General features: G+C 59.3%; 23 protein-coding genes. 10 read left to right on the top strand and 13 right to left on the bottom strand.

The genetic code is table 11. The features are described from left to right. Position 1: 1 nt before the first annotated feature. Positions 2-514, bottom strand: a complete 513-nt coding sequence (gene fae / locus ACK6BI_RS08995; RefSeq protein ID WP_409316790.1) for a formaldehyde-activating enzyme — start codon at positions 512-514, stop codon at positions 2-4. A gap of 306 nt (positions 515-820) precedes the next feature. Beyond that, positions 821-1156: a hypothetical protein gene (locus ACK6BI_RS08990; protein ID WP_409316789.1), complete on the bottom strand. Its 336-nt coding sequence runs from the start codon at positions 1154-1156 to the stop codon at positions 821-823. Between the two features lie 217 nt (positions 1157-1373). Between ACK6BI_RS08990 and ACK6BI_RS08985 the strand changes: the two genes are divergently transcribed. After that, positions 1374-1613 carry a hypothetical protein gene (locus ACK6BI_RS08985; protein ID WP_065259780.1) on the top strand — a complete coding sequence of 80 codons (240 nt, stop codon included), beginning with the start codon at positions 1374-1376 and terminating at the stop codon, positions 1611-1613. Between the two features lie 57 nt (positions 1614-1670). Here ACK6BI_RS08985 and ACK6BI_RS08980 read toward each other — a convergent pair whose 3' ends face one another. Continuing rightward, on the bottom strand, positions 1671-1859 hold the full coding sequence (locus ACK6BI_RS08980) for a DUF2188 domain-containing protein (protein WP_409316788.1): 189 nt from the start codon (positions 1857-1859) through the stop codon (positions 1671-1673). 213 nt (positions 1860-2072) lie between these two features. Between ACK6BI_RS08980 and ACK6BI_RS08975 the strand changes: the two genes are divergently transcribed. After that, the gene (locus ACK6BI_RS08975) at positions 2073-2435 is read left to right on the top strand and encodes an NUDIX hydrolase (RefSeq protein ID WP_409316787.1); all 363 of its coding nucleotides are present in this window, start codon (positions 2073-2075) and stop codon (positions 2433-2435) included. 1 nt (position 2436) lies between these two features. On the opposite strand, the gene ACK6BI_RS08970 is transcribed toward ACK6BI_RS08975, so the two are convergent. The 3 genes from ACK6BI_RS08970 to ACK6BI_RS08960 all read right to left on the bottom strand — a co-directional run bounded on the left by ACK6BI_RS08970 (position 2437) and on the right by ACK6BI_RS08960 (position 4774). Beyond that, positions 2437-2679, bottom strand: coding sequence for a DUF1652 domain-containing protein (locus ACK6BI_RS08970; protein ID WP_409316883.1), 243 nt, complete (start codon positions 2677-2679; stop codon positions 2437-2439). 118 nt (positions 2680-2797) lie between these two features. Next, a complete protein-coding gene (locus ACK6BI_RS08965; RefSeq protein ID WP_065259777.1) occupies positions 2798-3697 on the bottom strand; it encodes a polysaccharide deacetylase family protein in 900 nt (299 codons plus the stop codon). A gap of 129 nt (positions 3698-3826) precedes the next feature. After that, positions 3827-4774, bottom strand: a complete 948-nt coding sequence (locus tag ACK6BI_RS08960) for an ABC transporter substrate-binding protein (RefSeq protein ID WP_409316786.1) — start codon at positions 4772-4774, stop codon at positions 3827-3829. A 292-nt stretch (positions 4775-5066) separates the two neighbouring features. Here ACK6BI_RS08960 and ACK6BI_RS08955 point away from each other — a divergent pair, with 292 nt between their 5' ends. From ACK6BI_RS08955 to ACK6BI_RS08940, 4 genes are all read left to right on the top strand, one after another. Continuing rightward, positions 5067-6053, top strand: coding sequence for an aliphatic sulfonate ABC transporter substrate-binding protein (locus tag ACK6BI_RS08955; RefSeq protein WP_409316785.1), 987 nt, complete (start codon positions 5067-5069; stop codon positions 6051-6053). A gap of 61 nt (positions 6054-6114) precedes the next feature. Then, positions 6115-6954: an ABC transporter permease gene (locus tag ACK6BI_RS08950; protein WP_409316784.1), complete on the top strand. Its 840-nt coding sequence runs from the start codon at positions 6115-6117 to the stop codon at positions 6952-6954. Positions 6955-7005: 51 nt separating this feature from the next. Then, the gene (locus ACK6BI_RS08945; RefSeq protein WP_409316783.1) at positions 7006-7686 is read left to right on the top strand and encodes an SOS response-associated peptidase family protein; all 681 of its coding nucleotides are present in this window, start codon (positions 7006-7008) and stop codon (positions 7684-7686) included. Positions 7687-7964: 278 nt separating this feature from the next. After that, positions 7965-8237: a hypothetical protein gene (locus tag ACK6BI_RS08940; protein WP_409316782.1), complete on the top strand. Its 273-nt coding sequence runs from the start codon at positions 7965-7967 to the stop codon at positions 8235-8237. Between the two features lie 38 nt (positions 8238-8275). Here ACK6BI_RS08940 and ACK6BI_RS08935 read toward each other — a convergent pair whose 3' ends face one another. From ACK6BI_RS08935 to ACK6BI_RS08925, 3 genes are read right to left on the bottom strand one after another with little or no spacing between them, the layout of a single operon-like run. Further along, positions 8276-8422 (bottom strand): hypothetical protein, encoded by a 147-nt coding sequence (locus ACK6BI_RS08935; protein ID WP_169430743.1) that lies wholly within the window; start codon positions 8420-8422, stop codon positions 8276-8278. A 50-nt stretch (positions 8423-8472) separates the two neighbouring features. Continuing rightward, positions 8473-8784, bottom strand: a complete 312-nt coding sequence (locus ACK6BI_RS08930; RefSeq protein WP_164872179.1) for an AzlD domain-containing protein — start codon at positions 8782-8784, stop codon at positions 8473-8475. Next, on the bottom strand, positions 8784-9482 hold the full coding sequence (locus tag ACK6BI_RS08925) for an AzlC family ABC transporter permease (protein ID WP_409316781.1): 699 nt from the start codon (positions 9480-9482) through the stop codon (positions 8784-8786). Before ACK6BI_RS08925 ends, ACK6BI_RS08930 begins: the two co-directional genes overlap by 1 nt. 152 nt (positions 9483-9634) lie before the next feature. On the opposite strand from ACK6BI_RS08925, the gene ACK6BI_RS08920 reads away from it, so the two are divergent. Continuing rightward, complete coding sequence (locus ACK6BI_RS08920) at positions 9635-10021, top strand: DUF2784 domain-containing protein (RefSeq protein ID WP_409316780.1); 387 nt, start codon at positions 9635-9637, stop codon at positions 10019-10021. On the opposite strand, the gene ACK6BI_RS08915 is transcribed toward ACK6BI_RS08920, so the two are convergent. After that, positions 10018-10539 carry a DUF3087 family protein gene (locus ACK6BI_RS08915; RefSeq protein ID WP_409316779.1) on the bottom strand — a complete coding sequence of 174 codons (522 nt, stop codon included), beginning with the start codon at positions 10537-10539 and terminating at the stop codon, positions 10018-10020. The genes ACK6BI_RS08920 and ACK6BI_RS08915 overlap by 4 nt on opposite strands. A gap of 212 nt (positions 10540-10751) precedes the next feature. On the opposite strand from ACK6BI_RS08915, the gene ppnN reads away from it, so the two are divergent. From ppnN to ACK6BI_RS08900, 3 genes are all read left to right on the top strand, one after another. Further along, the gene (gene ppnN, locus ACK6BI_RS08910; protein WP_409316778.1) at positions 10752-12125 is read left to right on the top strand and encodes a nucleotide 5'-monophosphate nucleosidase PpnN; all 1374 of its coding nucleotides are present in this window, start codon (positions 10752-10754) and stop codon (positions 12123-12125) included. A gap of 164 nt (positions 12126-12289) precedes the next feature. After that, the gene (locus ACK6BI_RS08905) at positions 12290-13024 is read left to right on the top strand and encodes a substrate-binding periplasmic protein (RefSeq protein ID WP_409316777.1); all 735 of its coding nucleotides are present in this window, start codon (positions 12290-12292) and stop codon (positions 13022-13024) included. Between the two features lie 108 nt (positions 13025-13132). Further along, on the top strand, positions 13133-13351 hold the full coding sequence (locus ACK6BI_RS08900; RefSeq protein WP_409316776.1) for a hypothetical protein: 219 nt from the start codon (positions 13133-13135) through the stop codon (positions 13349-13351). Here ACK6BI_RS08900 and ACK6BI_RS08895 read toward each other — a convergent pair. The 3 genes from ACK6BI_RS08895 to ACK6BI_RS08885 all read right to left on the bottom strand — a co-directional run bounded on the left by ACK6BI_RS08895 (position 13339) and on the right by ACK6BI_RS08885 (position 17006). Then, on the bottom strand, positions 13339-14763 hold the full coding sequence (locus tag ACK6BI_RS08895) for an FAD/NAD(P)-binding protein (protein ID WP_409316775.1): 1425 nt from the start codon (positions 14761-14763) through the stop codon (positions 13339-13341). The genes ACK6BI_RS08900 and ACK6BI_RS08895 overlap by 13 nt on opposite strands. A 59-nt stretch (positions 14764-14822) precedes the next feature. Continuing rightward, on the bottom strand, positions 14823-16226 hold the full coding sequence (locus ACK6BI_RS08890; protein WP_409316774.1) for an LLM class flavin-dependent oxidoreductase: 1404 nt from the start codon (positions 16224-16226) through the stop codon (positions 14823-14825). A gap of 216 nt (positions 16227-16442) precedes the next feature. After that, positions 16443-17006 (bottom strand): helix-turn-helix domain-containing protein, encoded by a 564-nt coding sequence (locus ACK6BI_RS08885; protein WP_260519873.1) that lies wholly within the window; start codon positions 17004-17006, stop codon positions 16443-16445. Positions 17007-17040: the final 34 nt, after the last annotated feature.

Below are 17040 nucleotides of genomic sequence, written 5' to 3'. Positions count from 1 at the left end.
CTCAGGCTTTTGGCGTGTAGAAAGGGTTGCTGATGTGGTTGACCACATCCTTGAGCTGCGCGGTATCCGGCTTGCCGGTCAGGGCGGCGCGGATCGCGGTGCGGCAGGCGTTGTAGTTGTTCCGGTAGACCGCATCGAGGTCATCGCAGGCCGGGTTGACCCAGTTGGCGGTGACGATCGCCCACTCGTCTTCGGCTTCCGGCGGCAGCGTACCGTCGAGCAGCGCTTCGAGCACAGCTTTGGCGATGCCGGCCTGAGAGGCGCCCCAGGTTGCGTTGCCGTGCAGGTCGCCGCTGATCGCAGCCTTGTTGACGTACAGGGTCATCGGCTTGACCGGGATATTCGGCTGGGCGATCACCATGAACGGGCAGTGACCCTGGCTCGGCGACGCCAGACTGTTGGCGAACGCCTGCCCCGCCGGACCGTTGCGCGGGCCGATCAGGATATTGATGTGCGCGGCGTTCACGCCCGGGCCTTCGAAACCTTCACCGATGTACAGGTCGAGTTCTTTCATCAGTCATTACTCTTTGCGATGCAGAGGGATTTTTTGGGGTGATCGACAGCTCACGCGGGCCGGATGGCCAACAGGTTCGATAAGGGACAGGGGGAGATGCGAAGGAGGAATCGGGACATGGCTGCAAACGCTCTCTGGTTGTTATTGATGAGCTGTGTTTGCGATTTTTTAACACCGGGTATCGGGGCACCCGTAACCATTAAAAATCATAGGGCAATGACTTTTAGTCATAGCCTTTTGTGATGGCGAAAAAAAAGCAGAAACCGCTTTTACGATTTCTGCTTTTTCATTTCTGCAAAGCGGCTCTCAAAGACAATCGCGTACCGATTTGCGCAGCGAGCCGGACTTGGCCCACGGCGGCCCCTGATACAGCGACACACGACTGCCATCCTTGTACTTCACGATATCGAGAATCTCGTCGGCGGTGACGATGCTTGGCGCAGTGATCCGGTAACCGTTGGAAATCGCGACCTGCGAGGTCTTGGGAATATCCTGCTGCCACAATGGCAACACGCATGCGGCGTAGTCCTTGGGAGCCTTGCCGCTGACCTTGCTGAGATTCGGCTCGCCCGGGACCAGCGATGCCGGAAGTGAACAACCGGTCAACACGGCCATCAGCAGGCCCCCGATCAACATCCGCATAATGAATCCTTCATCTGAAAAAGCGCGAATTTACCCTGTTACTGGTTGAACATCCATCGTGACGCAAGACTTTGCCTGTCGAAAACCGCGCCGTACCTCATCGACACCCTCCTTGTTCCGACCAGCGGTATCCAGTTGGCGTGTCTGCGGTCCATCTGTACAACCTCTTGCGAAAATGCGGCTACTCTTTTCTACCGAGAATGTTGCGGAGGTGATCATGCGGCTCAATGAATACGAACATGAACTTCAACGTGATCTGCAAAGTGTGGCATCTGACCTGAGATGGTCGGCAGTCGACCTCAAGCGCATCGCCGAGCAGTTGCGCAAATCCGGCAACGAGGCGGATGCGCAGACAGTGCTCAGGTCCTGCGAGGTACTGCAAAGCGACGAGGAACGCCTGCAGCTCTATGCCCGGGAAGTGAAGGCCCGTGCCATCAGCCGGACGAAAGTCCACTGACCCTCGATACGCCAACAAAAAGCCCCGGACAATCCGGGGCTTTTTCACTGCAGGCGTTCAGCCCGACTTGCGCTCGCCGGCGCGGTTCCTGTAACCCGGGAGCGCAGCGGCATACGCCAGTGCTTCCTCCCGGCTGGCGAAAGTCGCCAGTCGATCACCCTGCGTGCAGACCCGCCATGGGCCATTGTTCACACTGAGTACGTCGTAGCCATTCATGTGCATTCTGTTCAGCATCGCCATGCTCATAGGCACCTCCTGTCGACTATCGATCAACTGCACTTTTTTACCTTACACCCGGTTTGCTACCGAAAGCCGACCAGACGTCGCCCCACCTTCGCGTCAACGACCCGGCACTTTTACGCCTGCCTGCCGCTCAAACGTCACAGGCGCCTCTAAATCAAGGCGCGGTCCGAATATTGCATTTTTATTACCATTTAATGACAGCCAGTTCGGGTAATCATGAAAGTACGCGCCACCATCATCTGCGAACAGGATCGACACATTCTCCTGGTGCGCAAACCCCGATGCCGCTGGAATTTGCCGGGCGGCAAGGTCGAGCCCGGCGAAACCAGGGCCGACGCCGCGGCGCGTGAGCTGGAGGAAGAAACCGGCCTGCTTGCCGACGGTATGCTGTACCTGATGGAGCTGGAGTCAGGCAGTACGCGCCACCACGTCTACGAAGCATCGGTGCTGAATATTGACGAAGTACGGCCACAGAACGAGATCGTCGATTGCCTGTGGCATCCGCTGAACGCGGTGCAGAACCTGAGTATCAGCGAGGCGACCCTGCAGATCGTCCGGGCCTTTCAGCGCCGCCTCTGAACTAGCCGGCGAACGCCCGGCGCCCGGCACTCATTTCAGTGCGCAGCTCACCAATGAAGTTGGAAATGTCACGAATGGTGACCAAGTGTTCCGGTGACACCCCGTTGAGCAACAATTCGACACGGCCACTGTCAGGCTCGTAAACCTTGATCTGCAACAAACCCTGCGCCGTTTCGGTGCAGTCGCAATACAAAGGCGAGAAACCGGACTCGACGATGCGGCAAATGTCGGCGATGGCAAGCATGACGAACGCCTCGCGGGCGATGGTTCGGTCGATCAATTGAGCATAGATGAGCTTCTCCCCGCCTGCGCAAATCGCCGGGGCAGAAAATGCCAAGTGCTTCACATCTTTGATGTCGGTATCAGTTGGCGTCGCGATTCCAGATCCAGTTCCAGATCCCCGGCAGGCGCACCGGGTCCGAACTCTTCTGCACCGTACGCGCCAGCGCGGCTTTTTCCAGCAACGCGTGATCATCGTAAAAGGGTTTGTCTGCCAGACGCACACCGGTGGCCGCCGCGCTGTCGAGCAAAATCTGCAGATACTCGCGGGCGTGGCGTGCGGTATAGCGGTTGAGGTCATGGAACGTCACCACCACCGGAATCACACCGTCCACCGTCGGCAACTCACCCAGGGCGATACGCTCGCGAACCTCCGACAACTGCCGCAGCATGTTGGCGCGTCGCCTGGGACTGGCATTGAAACCCCAGATCTTGCCGTCATTGGCACTCAGATCGGTGAGCAACATATGCAAGCCGTGTTTCTGATACGCCGCAAACGTACGCTTGTCGTAATTCCAGAATGGCGGACGCAACAGCACCGGTGGCGCGCCAGTGATCGCCGCGATGTCTGCCGTGCCATTGGTCAGCGCAGTTTCCAGTTCCTGCGGATCGAGCGAACGATGATTGGTGTGCCAGTGGGTGGCCGTGTGGAAACCGAGAATGTGCCCTTCATCGTGTTCGCGATGCATGATCCGCCGGCCGATTTCACTGTTGCCGGCTCTCGGCGCACGGGTCTGGACAAAAAATACCGCTTTGATGCCCGGCTGCAACGGGTTGTCTTTCAGACTGTCGAGCACGGTTTCGGTCGGGTTGTAGAAACTCGAAGCACTGGGGCCGTCATCGAAGGTCAGCAGAAATTTCACCGGTGCCTGCGCATCCAGCCGCGAGCGGGTTTGCTCAGTCATTTCGATAGGAGCGGCAATGCAACCGGCCAGCCCGATGAGGATGGCTGCAATGCAGAAAAGCTTGAACCAGTGTTTCATGTTTTGCCTTGAGCCCGACCGTTGCGGTCACGTTGTCGATTGGCAAAACTCCCTCGCCGCTGCTGCCTCCCTGCGGCCCACTGAAATGGGCCGAGGTTGGATAAAGATAACAGGGTTTTGTTCCGGTGCTTAGTGCGCCAGTGCCTGCTGGAACGAGGTATCGATGAGACCGGCCGTGCTCAGCGGAGCCGGCAGCGCATTGACCTTGAACAGGAAGTCCGCAGTACCTTGCAGATCGGCAGCAGCTTGCTGATCCACCGGGCCGACCGTCATGTGTGCCTGGCGCAACCAGTGCCGTGAGACCTCTTGATCGAGATTGGCTTTCTTCGCCCACAGATCCGCGTATTCGTCAGTGTGACTGTCGACCCAGGCCCTGGCCTGTTTCAGGCGCCCGAGAAAATCGGCAATCGCCTCGCGCTTGCTGTCGACGGACGCCGCGGAAGCGGCGATGGCGCTCAAACCCGGCATCAGGTTTTTTGCAGTCAGAATCGGTCGTGCACCGGAGAACACGATTTGCTGGGAAATGTACGGCTCCCACACCGGAAAGGCATCGATGCTGCCCTGAGGTAATGCCGCAGCGGCATCGATTGGCATCAATTTGACGAACTCGACGTAATTTTCCGGCAACCCATTCTGCTCCAGTGCACGCAAGGTCAACTGCTGGCTCCAGGCACCCGGCCAGTAAGCGACTTTCTTACCCTTCAGGTCCTTGATGGTTTTTACCGGAGAATCCTTGAGCACCAACAAAGCGATGGTGTCCGGGTTCTGCCGCGACACGCCGATCAATTTCACCGGTGCCTGTTTCGCGGCGAGAAACAGAAAGCCCGAATCGCCGAGAAAGCCCAGATCCAGCGAACCGGTCTGTAGCGCTTCGGCCAGCGGCGCGGCGGCCTGGAAGTGTTTCCAGTCGACAGTGTAAGGCGCGTCTTTGAGTACGCCGGACGCTTCTACCGAGGCGCGGATGTTGTAGTAATTCTGATCACCGACGTGCAGGACGACAGGTTCGGCCGCGTAAGTCAGAGGTGAGGCAATCAAGGCGCTGGTCAACGCAGCGCGCAGAAAACGGGAGAGCTTCATGGCAAGTCCTGAAAGGAGATTTTCATAGACCATAACGCTCTTATAAAGCGCACTTGAAATTCTATTAACGAATAAGCTCAGTACTGTCGATAAGCGCTGTTGGCTTGGCAACAGTGGCGCGGCACAGTGTTTTCCCTGCAACAGTTCCAAGCGCACCGACCGCATCAAAACCCCGTGAACACGGGACTCAGGGCATATGGCACAGAGCCTGCAATATTCCATTCATGCAGGAAGCATTCGATAAAAATATCTTTCTGGACATAACAAACTGTTGTCTTGCCGGAGCGTGCCCATGAAATTCCGCTTACCGTTTTCCCGAGTAAAAACGCTGCTCGCCGCCTGCGCTCTGGCCCTGAGCCTGCAACCGCTTGCCCACGCGACGGAAACGCCGCCCGCTGAAGTACATCTGGACTATGCCTATTACTCCCCCGTCAGCCTGGCGCTGAGACATTTGGGTTATCTGGAAAAGGCCCTGCCCCGGAGCAAGGTCAGTTGGGTGCTCAGCCAGGGCAGCAACCGTTCGCTGGAATACCTCAACAGCGGCGGCGTGGATTTCGCCTCCTCGGCCAGCCTCGCTGCGGTGCTGAGCCGCGCCAACGGCAGCCCGATCAAATCGGTGTATGTCTACAGCCGCGCCGAGTGGACTGCGCTGGTGGTGCGCAAGGACTCGCCGTATCAGGCCGTCGCCGACCTCAAAGGCAAGAAAATTGCCGCCACCAAGGGCACCGACCCGTACCTGTTCACCCTGCGCAGCCTGCAGCAGGCCGGCCTGAAAAAAGACGACGTGGAACTGGTGCACCTGCAGCACCCGGACGGCCGCACCGCGTTGGAGAAAGGCGACGTCGACGCCTGGGCCGGTCTCGATCCGCACATGGCGGCAAGCCAGGTACAGGCCGGTTCGCGCCTGCTGTATCGCAATCGCGACTTCAACAGCTACGGCGTGATCAGCGTCACCGAGCAATACGCCAAGGAACACCCGCAAACCATCGACACCGTGATCAAGGCCTACGAACAGGCCCGCGAATGGTCGGTGAAGAACCCGGACGAATTGGCCCGATTGCTCGCCAGCGAATCCGGCCTGCCGCTGGACGTGGCCAGGCTGCAACTGTCGCGCACCGACCTGAGCAGCCCGCAACTCACCGCCGCCGACGTACTGGCGTCGAAAGCCGCCGCGCCGATTCTGGTCTCCGAAGAGCTGGTGCGCCGTGGAGTGAATGTCGATCAGGTCATCGATCAATTGATCGACACCGGCTTCCAGCAAGTCGCCGCCACCCAGTAACCGAGCAGACTCACGGCAAGTCCGCGCGCGTCGCGGATCGGCCGTGAGCGGAGCGCCCTCCATGAGCAATGACCTGCCCGCCCGCCTCGCCGTGCCGCAGCCACGCCTGCAACATCGGCTGCTGAATCCGCTCTGGCGCAGACGCGCCAAAGGGCTGGCCCTGCCGATGCTGATCGTGGTCGCCCTGGAGATCATCGTGCGCGTTGGCTGGCTGCCGTCCTATCAGATGCCTGCGCCGAGTGAAATCGCCCTGACCCTCACCGACATGGCCGAAGGCGTACTGTGGAAACACATTGGCGCCAGCCTGATCCGTGTGCTGATCGGGTTTGCCATCGGCGCAAGCCTGGCCTTGGTGTTTGCCGCCTGGGTCGGCCTGAGCCGTGAAGCCGAGGCGTACCTGGAGCCAACCTTTGCTGCGCTGCGCTCGATTCCCAGTCTGGCCTGGGTGCCGCTGTTGCTGCTGTGGCTGGGCATCGATGAGACCTCGAAAATCGTCCTGATTGCCATCGGCGCGTTCTTCCCCGTCTACGTCAACGTGGTCGCGGCGATCCGCAATATTGATCGCAAACTGGTGGAAGTCGGCCACATCTATGGCTTCAGTCGCTTGCAACTGGTGCGTCGGATTTTGCTACCCGCCGCCCTGCCCGGCCTGTTCACCGGGCTGCGCAGCGGCATGAGTCTGGCGTGGATGTTTCTGGTGGCAGCCGAACTGATCGCGGCGACCAAAGGCCTGGGCTATCTGCTGAGCGACGGGCGAGAAACCTCGCGTCCGGATATCGTGCTGGCAGCAATCATCGTTCTGGCGCTGTTGGGCAAACTCAGCGACGGTCTGCTCGCCACACTCGAACGCGGCTGGCTGGCCTGGCGCGACACCTTCACCGGCCAGGCCGGCAAGGATTGACACGCACAACTAAGCTGAACGTTCAGGCAGTGTTCGCTGGAGGTTCGGCCAATGTGCGGAAGACTCTCGCAGTACCGCGGCATTCACGACTTCGTCGCGGTGCTGAGCATTCCCGATGCGCTGATCAATCATGTGGGCGATCCGCCGCTGGCGCGTTACAACGCAGCGCCCGGCACATTGCTGGCGGTTCTCCATCAACACGAGCAACGGCTGTACGCTGATAATCTGCGCTGGGGCTGGCGCCCGCATTGGGCAAAGGATCGTGCAGCCCCCATCAACGCCCGCGTCGAGAAAGTCACCCACGGCCCGTTCTTTCGGGCGATCTGGCGTCATCGCCTGATCGTACCGGTCGACAACTGGTTCGAGTGGGTCGACGGGCCGGAAAAAAGCCGCCAGCCCTGGCTGATCCATCGGGTCAATCATCAACCGGTTTTCTGCGCCGCCATCGGTCAGTTTCCAATGCCTGGGTCAGAACCACGGGAAGACGACGGCTTCGTGATCATCACCGCCGACAGCGAAGGTGGCCTGCTCGACATGCACGATCGCCGGCCCGTCGTGTTGTCGGCCGAAGGGGCGGGTGAATGGCTTGATCCAGCGACACCGGCGGAGCGTGCCGAGCAAATGCTGCTGTTCGAAGGGTTGGGCAGCGAAGCGTTCGAATGGCACAAGGTCGGCAAAGCTGTCGGCAACTCCCGCAATCAGGGCGCTGAATTGATTAAAGTGGTGGCATAAATATTGTTCAGGGCAGCACGTCTATCCAATAGGTGGAAAACTCGATAGCGGATCAAATGAAAACCATTCGTTACAGTCAGTGTTTCACTCTCGATACAGTCATTGAATCGGTCGTTTGATTAAAACAAACCGCCCGTCTGACATTTCAATCGTCATACATACATTTAGTAGCACTACAGATAGCATGCGCGCCGCTTTCCTATTGGCATACCAGTTGACCGAACAGTCAACGAACCAGGAATACCCTACAAACTTGACAAGCCTTGCAGAGAACTAAGTTGCGCGACGATTTTGCAATCAAACAGGCCAATGGCCTGGAGTGTATCTATCTGTCCATGACAGAACGCTTTCAGCTCGACTGTTTTATCGGCCACTACATAAAGACGCGAAACCTGCGTGACGTTCCCGAGATCGACCGGATCCTGCGCACCACTCTCGAAAGCTATCCCTGCCATCCGCCGGTGATGGTCAATGAGTTGAACGCGTGGATCGACAAGACTTTGGGCTATCGGGCTGCACATCCCGATTTCACACAGCTGGACGATCTTTGATGAAACGAAAAGCCCCGCTCTCGCGGGGCTTTTTCGTTTCACGGCTTGAGTGGTCGCTCCTGATCACGATCGGACAATTCGCGACTGTCGTCGTGCTTCCAGGTCTGCTCCTTGTGTTTCTCCCGCTCAATCTCTTCTTCACTCGGTTCTTCATCTTCTTCAGGACGTTTCTGCTCGGTTGCCATGTTCATCTCGCTAACTGAAAGTCATCTCTCAAGCGTAGAACACCTGCAACTTATAGCCACCAGCGCAAGAGGAAGAAGAACGCCATGCTCAATAGCATGCTGAGCAATGTGTTACGCGTGTAGATCACCAAGCCAATCGCCACTAATGAACTGAGCAGATAGGGATTATCCCACTGCAGATTCAGCTGTTTGTCAGGCATGAACACAATCGGCCCGCAAATAGCGGTCAACATGCCCGGTACGGCGAACCCCAGAAACTGCCGCGCATTGCTGCTCAATCGCACGGGCAAGCGCGGTTCAAGAAACACGTAACGGTTGAGGAACACCAGAATCCCCATGCCGAAAATCACTGCCCAGACCATCATGTGCGCTCCCGATACAACTTGTTGCAGACAAAACCGGCCATCATCCCGGCCAACCCCGACAGCACCAGCGCCGAGCCCCACTGCCAATAGCTGAACAGCACCGAGCAGAACAGCGAAACCGCCACGCAGACCACCGTTGGCACATTGCGTACCACCGGTGTAATCAGCGCGATGAAGGTCGCGGCAATCGAGAAGTCCAACCCCAGGTGTTCAAGCCCGGGAATGCTGCTGCCCAGCACGATGCCGGCCAGGGTGAAGAGGTTCCAGGCGATGTAGAACGTCAGGCCCACGCCCAGTGCATACCAGCGGTTGAACTGCTGCCTGTCATGCTGGCTGGTCAGGGCGAACAGTTCGTCGGTCAGCAAAAAACCCAGACCGATGCGCCAGCGACCCGGCAACGGCGAAATCACATGGCGCATGCTCATGCCATAAAGCAAATGCTGCGACGTCAGCAGCAGCGTGGTCAGCAGGATCGAAAAAACCCCGGCACCGCCCTTCAGCATGCCGATCGCCACCAGTTGCGCAGCACCGGCAAACACGATGGTGGACAAGCCCTGCCCTTGCAGCGGCGTAAGGTTGGCTTCGATCGCCATGGAGCCGGCCAGCAGCCCCCAGGGTGCAGTCGCCAGGGACAACGGCATGATCGCCGCCGCTCCGCGAAGGAAAGCACTGCGCGGCATTAATGAGTCAGACATAACGCTCTTCAACCGTGAGACAAGACCCCGGACTCTGCCAGTAAACGCCGTTTTCTGGCTTGAACAATCTTGCGCAATTGCACGAAATCCTCCAGCCGTGTGCCGCCTACCGGCGTACCATTGCAGTCATTCATATCTGTCAGGGAGTCGACATGCTGTATCGAATTGCCGCCGACGGGCTGGTGCTGTTTCACCTGTCGTTCATTCTGTTCGTGTTGTTTGGCGGGTTATTGGTGCTCAAATGGCCACGACTGTTCTGGCTGCACCTGCCGGCCGCCACCTGGGGCGTAATGGTCGAGGTGTTGCACCTGACGTGTCCGCTGACCTATTGGGAAAACCTGATGCGCCAGGCCGCTGGCCAGACCGGGTATGCCGGCGGCTTCATCGAACACTACGTCTGGCCGATCATCTACCCGGCAGGGTTGACTCCGCAGATTCAGTTTGTGCTGGGAGGCGGGGTGCTGGTGATCAACCTGCTGGTGTACGGACGCCTGCTCCGCCAATGGAAACTGCGTCGCGCTGCACGTATTGCGTTCTAGCGGGATTTCAAGGCTTCCAGCCAGGCCGGATCGAGGCGCGTCTGATCGGTGTTCAGACCGAGCGTCATCATTCGCGCCTTGTGCGCCTCGATTTCCCGGTGCAATTGCCCCTGATCGCTGGAGTTGCCGTCCAGCTCATGCATTTGCGTCAGGCCGAGGTGATAAAAACGCAGCACGTTCATCGCCACCGGATCCTCCTTCTCAACCGCCGCCGTCACCTGATGCATGACATTGGTGACGCTCATCAGGGCGCGTTTGAGCCGCCAGCCGTACACCGCGGGGGCCATCCAGGTCTGATTCCAGAAACGTCCGCGCAACAACGCTGCCGTCAGCAGGAAGGCTGCAAAGACACCTCCGACATTGAACCGCAGGTTATCCCCGCCCGGCTCGCCGAACAGCGCCACCGCCACGGTCGAAAACGCCATCGCCAGCACCAGGAACAGCACCGCGATAATCAGCGTGCTGCGCCGGGTCTGCCGGCGATAGGTGATTGCATCGATCGGTTGAATTTCGAACATCGCGACAGGCTTCCATGGCTTGAAATAAAAAGAGGCTGGCGCATTATCGCCTCTGAGGCGGATTTAGCTATGCTGGAGCTCCTTTTCATCTTTTCATCGTCCAGCGGGGGACATGGCGATACCACGCAGATCGTGCCATCTTCATTCATGGATACACTCTATTCGGATGCCATTGCCCAGGTCGGCAATGACATCGTTTTAAGGATCACTGCATGACCCAACGACACGTAATCAATGCCTCGGTCAGCCCAAAAGGCAGTCTGGAAACCCTTTCCCAACGTGAAGTTCAGCAACTGAGCCAGGCCGGAAGCGGCAGCACCTACACCCTCTTTCGCCAGTGCGCCCTGGCCATCCTCAACACCGGCGCCCATGTCGACAACGCAAAAACCATTCTGGAAGCCTACAAAGACTTCGAAATCCGCATCCACCAGCAGGATCGCGGCGTGCGTCTGGAACTGCTGAACGCCCCGGCCGATGCCTTCGTCGACGGCGAGATGATCGCCAGCACCCGGGAAATGCTGTTCAGCGCCCTGCGCGACATCGTCTACACCGAAAACGAACTCGATGCCCTGAGCATCGACCTGACCACCTCGCAGGGCATCAGCGATTACGTCTTCCACCTGTTGCGCAACGCACGCACCCTGCGTCCGGGCGTCGAGCCGAAAATCGTCGTGTGCTGGGGCGGTCACTCGATCAACACCGAAGAATACAAATACACCAAGAAAGTCGGCCACGAACTGGGCCTGCGCAGCCTCGACATCTGCACCGGCTGTGGCCCCGGCGTGATGAAAGGCCCGATGAAAGGCGCCACCATCGCCCACGCCAAGCAACGTATTCACGGCGGCCGCTACCTGGGCCTGACCGAGCCGGGCATCATCGCCGCCGAAGCGCCGAATCCGATCGTCAACGAGCTGGTGATCCTGCCGGACATCGAAAAACGCCTTGAAGCCTTCGTCCGCGTCGGCCACGGCATCATCATCTTCCCGGGCGGCGCCGGCACCGCCGAAGAGTTCCTGTACCTGCTGGGCATCCTGATGAACCCGGACAACGAAGGGTTGCCATTCCCGGTGATCCTGACGGGACCGAAACATGCCGCGCCGTATCTGGAACAACTCGACGCCTTCGTTAGCGCCACCCTCGGCGAGGCAGCGAAAAAGCATTACGAAATCATCATCGACGACCCGGCCGAGGTGGCACGGCGAATGAACGCAGGCCTCAAAGCGGTCAAGCAGTTCCGCCGCGAACGCAACGACGCGTTCCACTTCAACTGGCTGCTGAAGATCGACGAAGGCTTCCAGCGCCCGTTCGACCCGACCCACGAAAACATGGCCAACCTCAAACTGCACCGCGACCAGCCACCTCACGAACTGGCGGCCAACCTGCGCCGGGCGTTTTCCGGGATCGTTGCCGGCAACGTCAAGGACAAGGGCATCCGCCTGATCGAGGAACATGGCCCGTACCAGATCCGTGGCGACGCCGCGATCATGCAACCGCTCGATCTGCTGCTCAAAGCCTTCGTCGCCCAGCACCGGATGAAACTGCCGGGCGGTGCGGCGTATGTGCCGTGTTATCGCGTGGTTTCCTGACCACACTCGATGCAGTGTGCCCATGAGGGAGTGAGCTCGCTCCCTCATGGCTCATCGACACTACCAAACCGCCCTGTTCTCTGACACAAAAGCCCCGCTGATTTCCCACGACAGCCACCGCGCGCGCGTACTAAGCTGGGCGATTGAATTTTCAGGGACGATCCATGAAACGTTTTGCCGCCTGCCTGTTGTCTCTTCTGGCCCTGACGGCCAATGCGGCAGACCTGCAACTGCTCACCGACTACCATCCTCCTTTGCACTTCATGCAGGGTGACCGCCTGGTCGGTTATGGCGTGGATGTGGTGCAAGCCCTGGCGGCACAGACCGGCGATCGCATTCATCTGCAACAAGTGCCGCTGCTGCGCGCCCTGCGCATGGCCAGCGACACTCCCGACACCGGGGTATTCACCGTGCTGCGCACCGACGAGCGCGACGACCGTTATCAATGGGTCGGGCCGCTGATCGAAGTGGAAACCGCGCTGTATGCCCACGACAATTTTCAGCCACGGGTACACAGCCTGCGTGAGGCGGACCACCTGGGCCGCATTACCGTGCCGCGCAAATGGCTGGTCTACAGCTATTTGCAGGAACAGGATCTGACCAATCTCTACGGCGTGGAAACACCTGAACAGATGATGCGTCTGTTCAGTCTCGGGCGAACCGACTTCGTCGTCTCCGACACGCTGTCCAGCGCCGCCCTCGCCCGCGAGCAAGGCATGGAGCCGGGGCGCCTTCTGTATCAGATTCCGCTGATGAAGCGGGACACCTACATCGCGTTCTCCCGCCAGACCAATCCGAAACAGGTCGCACGCTGGCAGCAAGCACTGGACACATTGCGAGCCGACGGTCGTCTGGAGCAAATGCGCCAGCGCTGGCTGACCAATACCTTGCCACGCTGATCACGCATCAAGATCTTTGATAACGACTATCTGAAAAGGTGTTTATTCTTCTGGCGCCGGCCGCCTTAAAGTGGCAACCATCCACCTCCCCTGTTCGGGTACAGCCCCATGAAAGATTTCATTGCCCTTGGGTTTATCGTCGCCCTGATCGGTGGCACCTCCGCCGCCATTGCCAACGCCCATGGGCATGCTGTCGTCATGAGCGGTGTCGGCCAGTCCGGCGCGCTGAATGTAGACACCGTCAATATTGGCCGTGAGGCCGGAGGCAATGCAGACCAGTCTCTTTACGTCGCGCTGAACGACTCCGGATTCGGTTACGACGAGTGAGTCGCCAAACGCGCCGCCAGCGCCTTGGCCTGCAACGCAACATCGGTCACCGCGGTACTTTCCCACCACATCCCTCTCAGTGGCGGGCCCATCGCGAACAGTCGTTGTGACACTTTTCCCTGCGCATCCAGCACCGCACCGTCAACCGTCGCCGCAATCCCCAGCGCCAATGGCCCCGGTTGTACCAGGCCACATGCCAACAATTGCTGTGGCAATGGCCGGTCGACCCTGCGCCAGTCGTATTCGATACCGCTGGAATTGATCAGCGCTGCGCCGCGCACCACGCAGGTTTGTTGTTCACCCCGAGGACGAATGCGAATACTCACGCCAGCGCCCGAAGCAGGTTCAAGTCCTTTATAGGACGCTGCCTGAATACGCAGCCGCCCTTGCCTGTACAAACGCTCGACCAGCTCGGCGCTGAGCGGCGGCGAACGATGGTGATGACTCTCCCACCACGGTCGCACATGACGCACGAACTGCCGACGTTGTGCGTCACTGGCCCGACTCCACAGCCGCCCGATATGCGCCCGAACCGTGTCCAGCGGCGCCTGCCAGTCGATACCTTGGGCGATTGCGTCTTTGCACTGCCGGCGCAATTCGCGCATTAACTGGCGTGGTGTGCGGATATTGTGATCCTCGGCGAGGAAATCCACCCAGGCCGGAGGCTGCCGTCGCACATGAGGCAATAATCCATGTCGGGAAAACACTTCTATCGGCCCGCGATGCCCGGCCTGCTCCAGCGACACAACCGCATCGACCATGGTCAGGCCGGAGCCGATGATCAGCACCGTGGAATGCGGATCGAGCTGACGCATGGCGCTTACGTCCCAGGGATCCAGCGCGGCAGCGTTGAGACCGCTGGATTGCATTTGCGGCGTGCGGGCGGCCGGAAACATGCCCGTGGCCAGAACCGCGTAGGGCCCCCGCAATTGCTGGCCCTCACTCAAGGTCAGCAGCACAGAATCATTTGATGTCCGAATATCGACCACCTCAGCGCACACATGCTCGACGGTCGAACCCTGCTGCGCCCCCAACTGTTGCGCTTCGACCAGTCGCTGCTGCACGTAGACACCGAACAGCCCCCGTGGCGGAAACAATTCACTGACCGGCACATGCTGCTGATCCGATTCCGGCCAACCGCCGCCGGCAATGTGCTCGGTCAGCCACTGAGTCAGGTCATCGGCATTGTCCGGGTCGACGCTCATCCGCGCTGCATTGCCGTTGAGCGTATGACCCAGTTCCACCGCACTGTACGCTTCGCCCCGGCCCAGTTCAGCCCTGGGCTCGACCACCAGAATCTTTCGCCGTCCCGGCAGGCGCAGCAATTGCACCGCCAGCATCGTACCGCTGAGGCCGCCGCCGACAATCAGGATGTCGGCGTGACGGATGGCGGTCGTATCGGTTTGAGTCATGCCGTTCTCGCTGCTGAGGGTTTGCTCGAAGCAGTGTCGTGCAGACACCGCGAACGAGTCTAGACAGACGCGACCTTTTTCTCCTGCCGATGCAATTCGCCCAGGTTTCGATAACCGCTGCCCGGATGAATCTCCGGCAACCTCGGCCCCTCGCCAAACAGTTTCTCGCGCAATGTCCCCGGCGCATATTCGGTCTTGTAGACGCCGCGTTTCTGCAATTCCGGCACCAGCAATTCCACGACGTCGATGAAGGTTTCGTGGGTCAGCGCATAAGCCAGGTTGAAACCGTCGACGTCGGTTTCATCGACCCACTCCTGCAACAGATCCGCCACCGTTTCCGGACTGCCGACGAACAACGGGCCGAAACCGCCGATGCCGACCCAGTCAGCCAGTTCATTCGGAGTCCAGACCTTGTTCGGGTCCGCTGTCGAAAACGCCTCGACCGCCGACTGAATCGCGTTGGTATGCACGTGCTTGAGCGGTTCGTCCGGTTTGAAACGGCTGAAATCGATGCCGGTCCAGCCGGAGATCAGCGCCATTGCACCCTCGTAGCTGACCCAGGATTTGTAGTCCTCGAATTTGGCTTTGGCCTTGGCATCGGTCTCGCCGAGGATCACGGTTTGCAGGTTGAAGATCAGGATCTTCGACGGATCGCGCCCGGCCTCCGCGGCGCGGCGGCGGATGTCGGCTACGGTTTTCTTGAGCAGCACTTTCGACGGCGCGGCGACAAACACACACTCGGCATGCTCGGCGGCAAACTGCTTGCCCCGGCTGGACGCCCCGGCCTGATAGAGCACCGGCGTGCGCTGCGGCGACGGTTCACAGAGGTGAATGCCCGGTACCTGGAAATGTTTTCCGTGGTGACGAATCTCGTGGATCTTGCCCGGATCGCTGAAGATTCGCCGCTCGCGGTCCCGCAAGATCGCTCCCTCTTCCCAACTGCCCTCCCACAGTTTGTAGCAGACCTCCAGGTACTCCTCGGCAAAGTCGTAACGCGCGTCGTGTTCGGTCTGGGCTTGCTGGCCGATGTTTTTCGCGCCGCTTTCCAGATAAGAGGTAACGATATTCCAGCCGGCACGGCCCTTGGTCAGGTGATCGAGAGTCGACAGGCGTCGGGCGAACGGATACGGATGCTCGAAGGATAACGAAGCGGTCAGACCGAAACCCAGATGCTCGCTCACCAGCGCCATCGGCGGGATCAGTTGCAGCGGGTCGTTGACCGGCACCTGGGCCGCCTGGCGGATCGCCGCCTCGCCGTTGCCGTTGTACACGTCGTAGATGCCCAGCACGTCGGCGATGAACAAACCATCGAATTTGCCGCGCTCGAGGATTTTCGCCAGATCGGTCCAGTACTCCAGATCCTTGTATTGCCAGGAACGGTCACGCGGATGCGCCCACAGGCCCGGTGACTGATGGCCGACGCAGTTCATGTCAAAGGCGTTGAGACGGATTTCGCGGGGCATCAGAAAGCACTCCCGATTTTCAGGAGGCGTTCAGTGGTTTGAGTTGAAGCGGTCATGTGAGGCGACTCCGTGGTTCCGGATGAGGATCCAGAACCAAAAGCAGGAGTCATGCCTGAATAGTTTTTTTGTTATTTATCAACAAGTTGAAAAACAAACTTAAAATATCCCGCACGCAGAACAGTACAAACTGTTTACCCGCTGTCGACCCTGCAACAGTCAGATCACCACATTACGCACGAAACGCGCCGCGACGTCCCCATCGTTGCGATAGGTGTGCGGCTGATTGCTGGCGAACATGAAAAACTCCCCGGCGGCGATGTGCTGCGGCTGGTCGCCAAGCATCAGGGTCAGGCAGCCCTCGAACACGAAAATCTGCTCGCTCCAGCCGTCGGCGTCCGGTTGGGAAGGATAGACCTCGCCCGGTTGCAGGCACCATTCCCACTGCTCCACTGCGCGGGTGGCGCTGGCCTTGGACAGCAGAACCGCTTTGCTGCCGGGAATGCTGCCGGCCCAGGCCAGTTCGTTGATACGACCCGGATCGCGGTTGTCCGGAGCCTGGATGAGATCGCTGAAGGCCACGTCCAGGGCTTCGGCCACCCGGTCAAGCGTGGTCAGGCTGACGTTTTTTTCGCCGGCTTCGATGGCCACCAGCATGCGCCGACTGACCCCGGACTTTTCCGCGAGAGTCGTCTGGCTCATGTCGGCCGCGTGGCGCAGGCGTCGGACGTTCTGGCTGACGTGCTGCAGAACCGAAGCCCGTTGAACGGAATCTTTGTGCACTATATTGCTCACTGGTTGAGGTTGGGCAGTATAC

This window comes from Pseudomonas sp. KCJK9016, from assembly GCF_046231795.1.
In the GTDB taxonomy this organism is placed as follows: Bacteria; Pseudomonadota; Gammaproteobacteria; order Pseudomonadales; family Pseudomonadaceae; genus Aquipseudomonas; species Aquipseudomonas bananamidigenes.
Note: the sequence above shows the minus strand (reverse complement) of the source record. Positions and strands in the feature narration are given on the sequence as shown.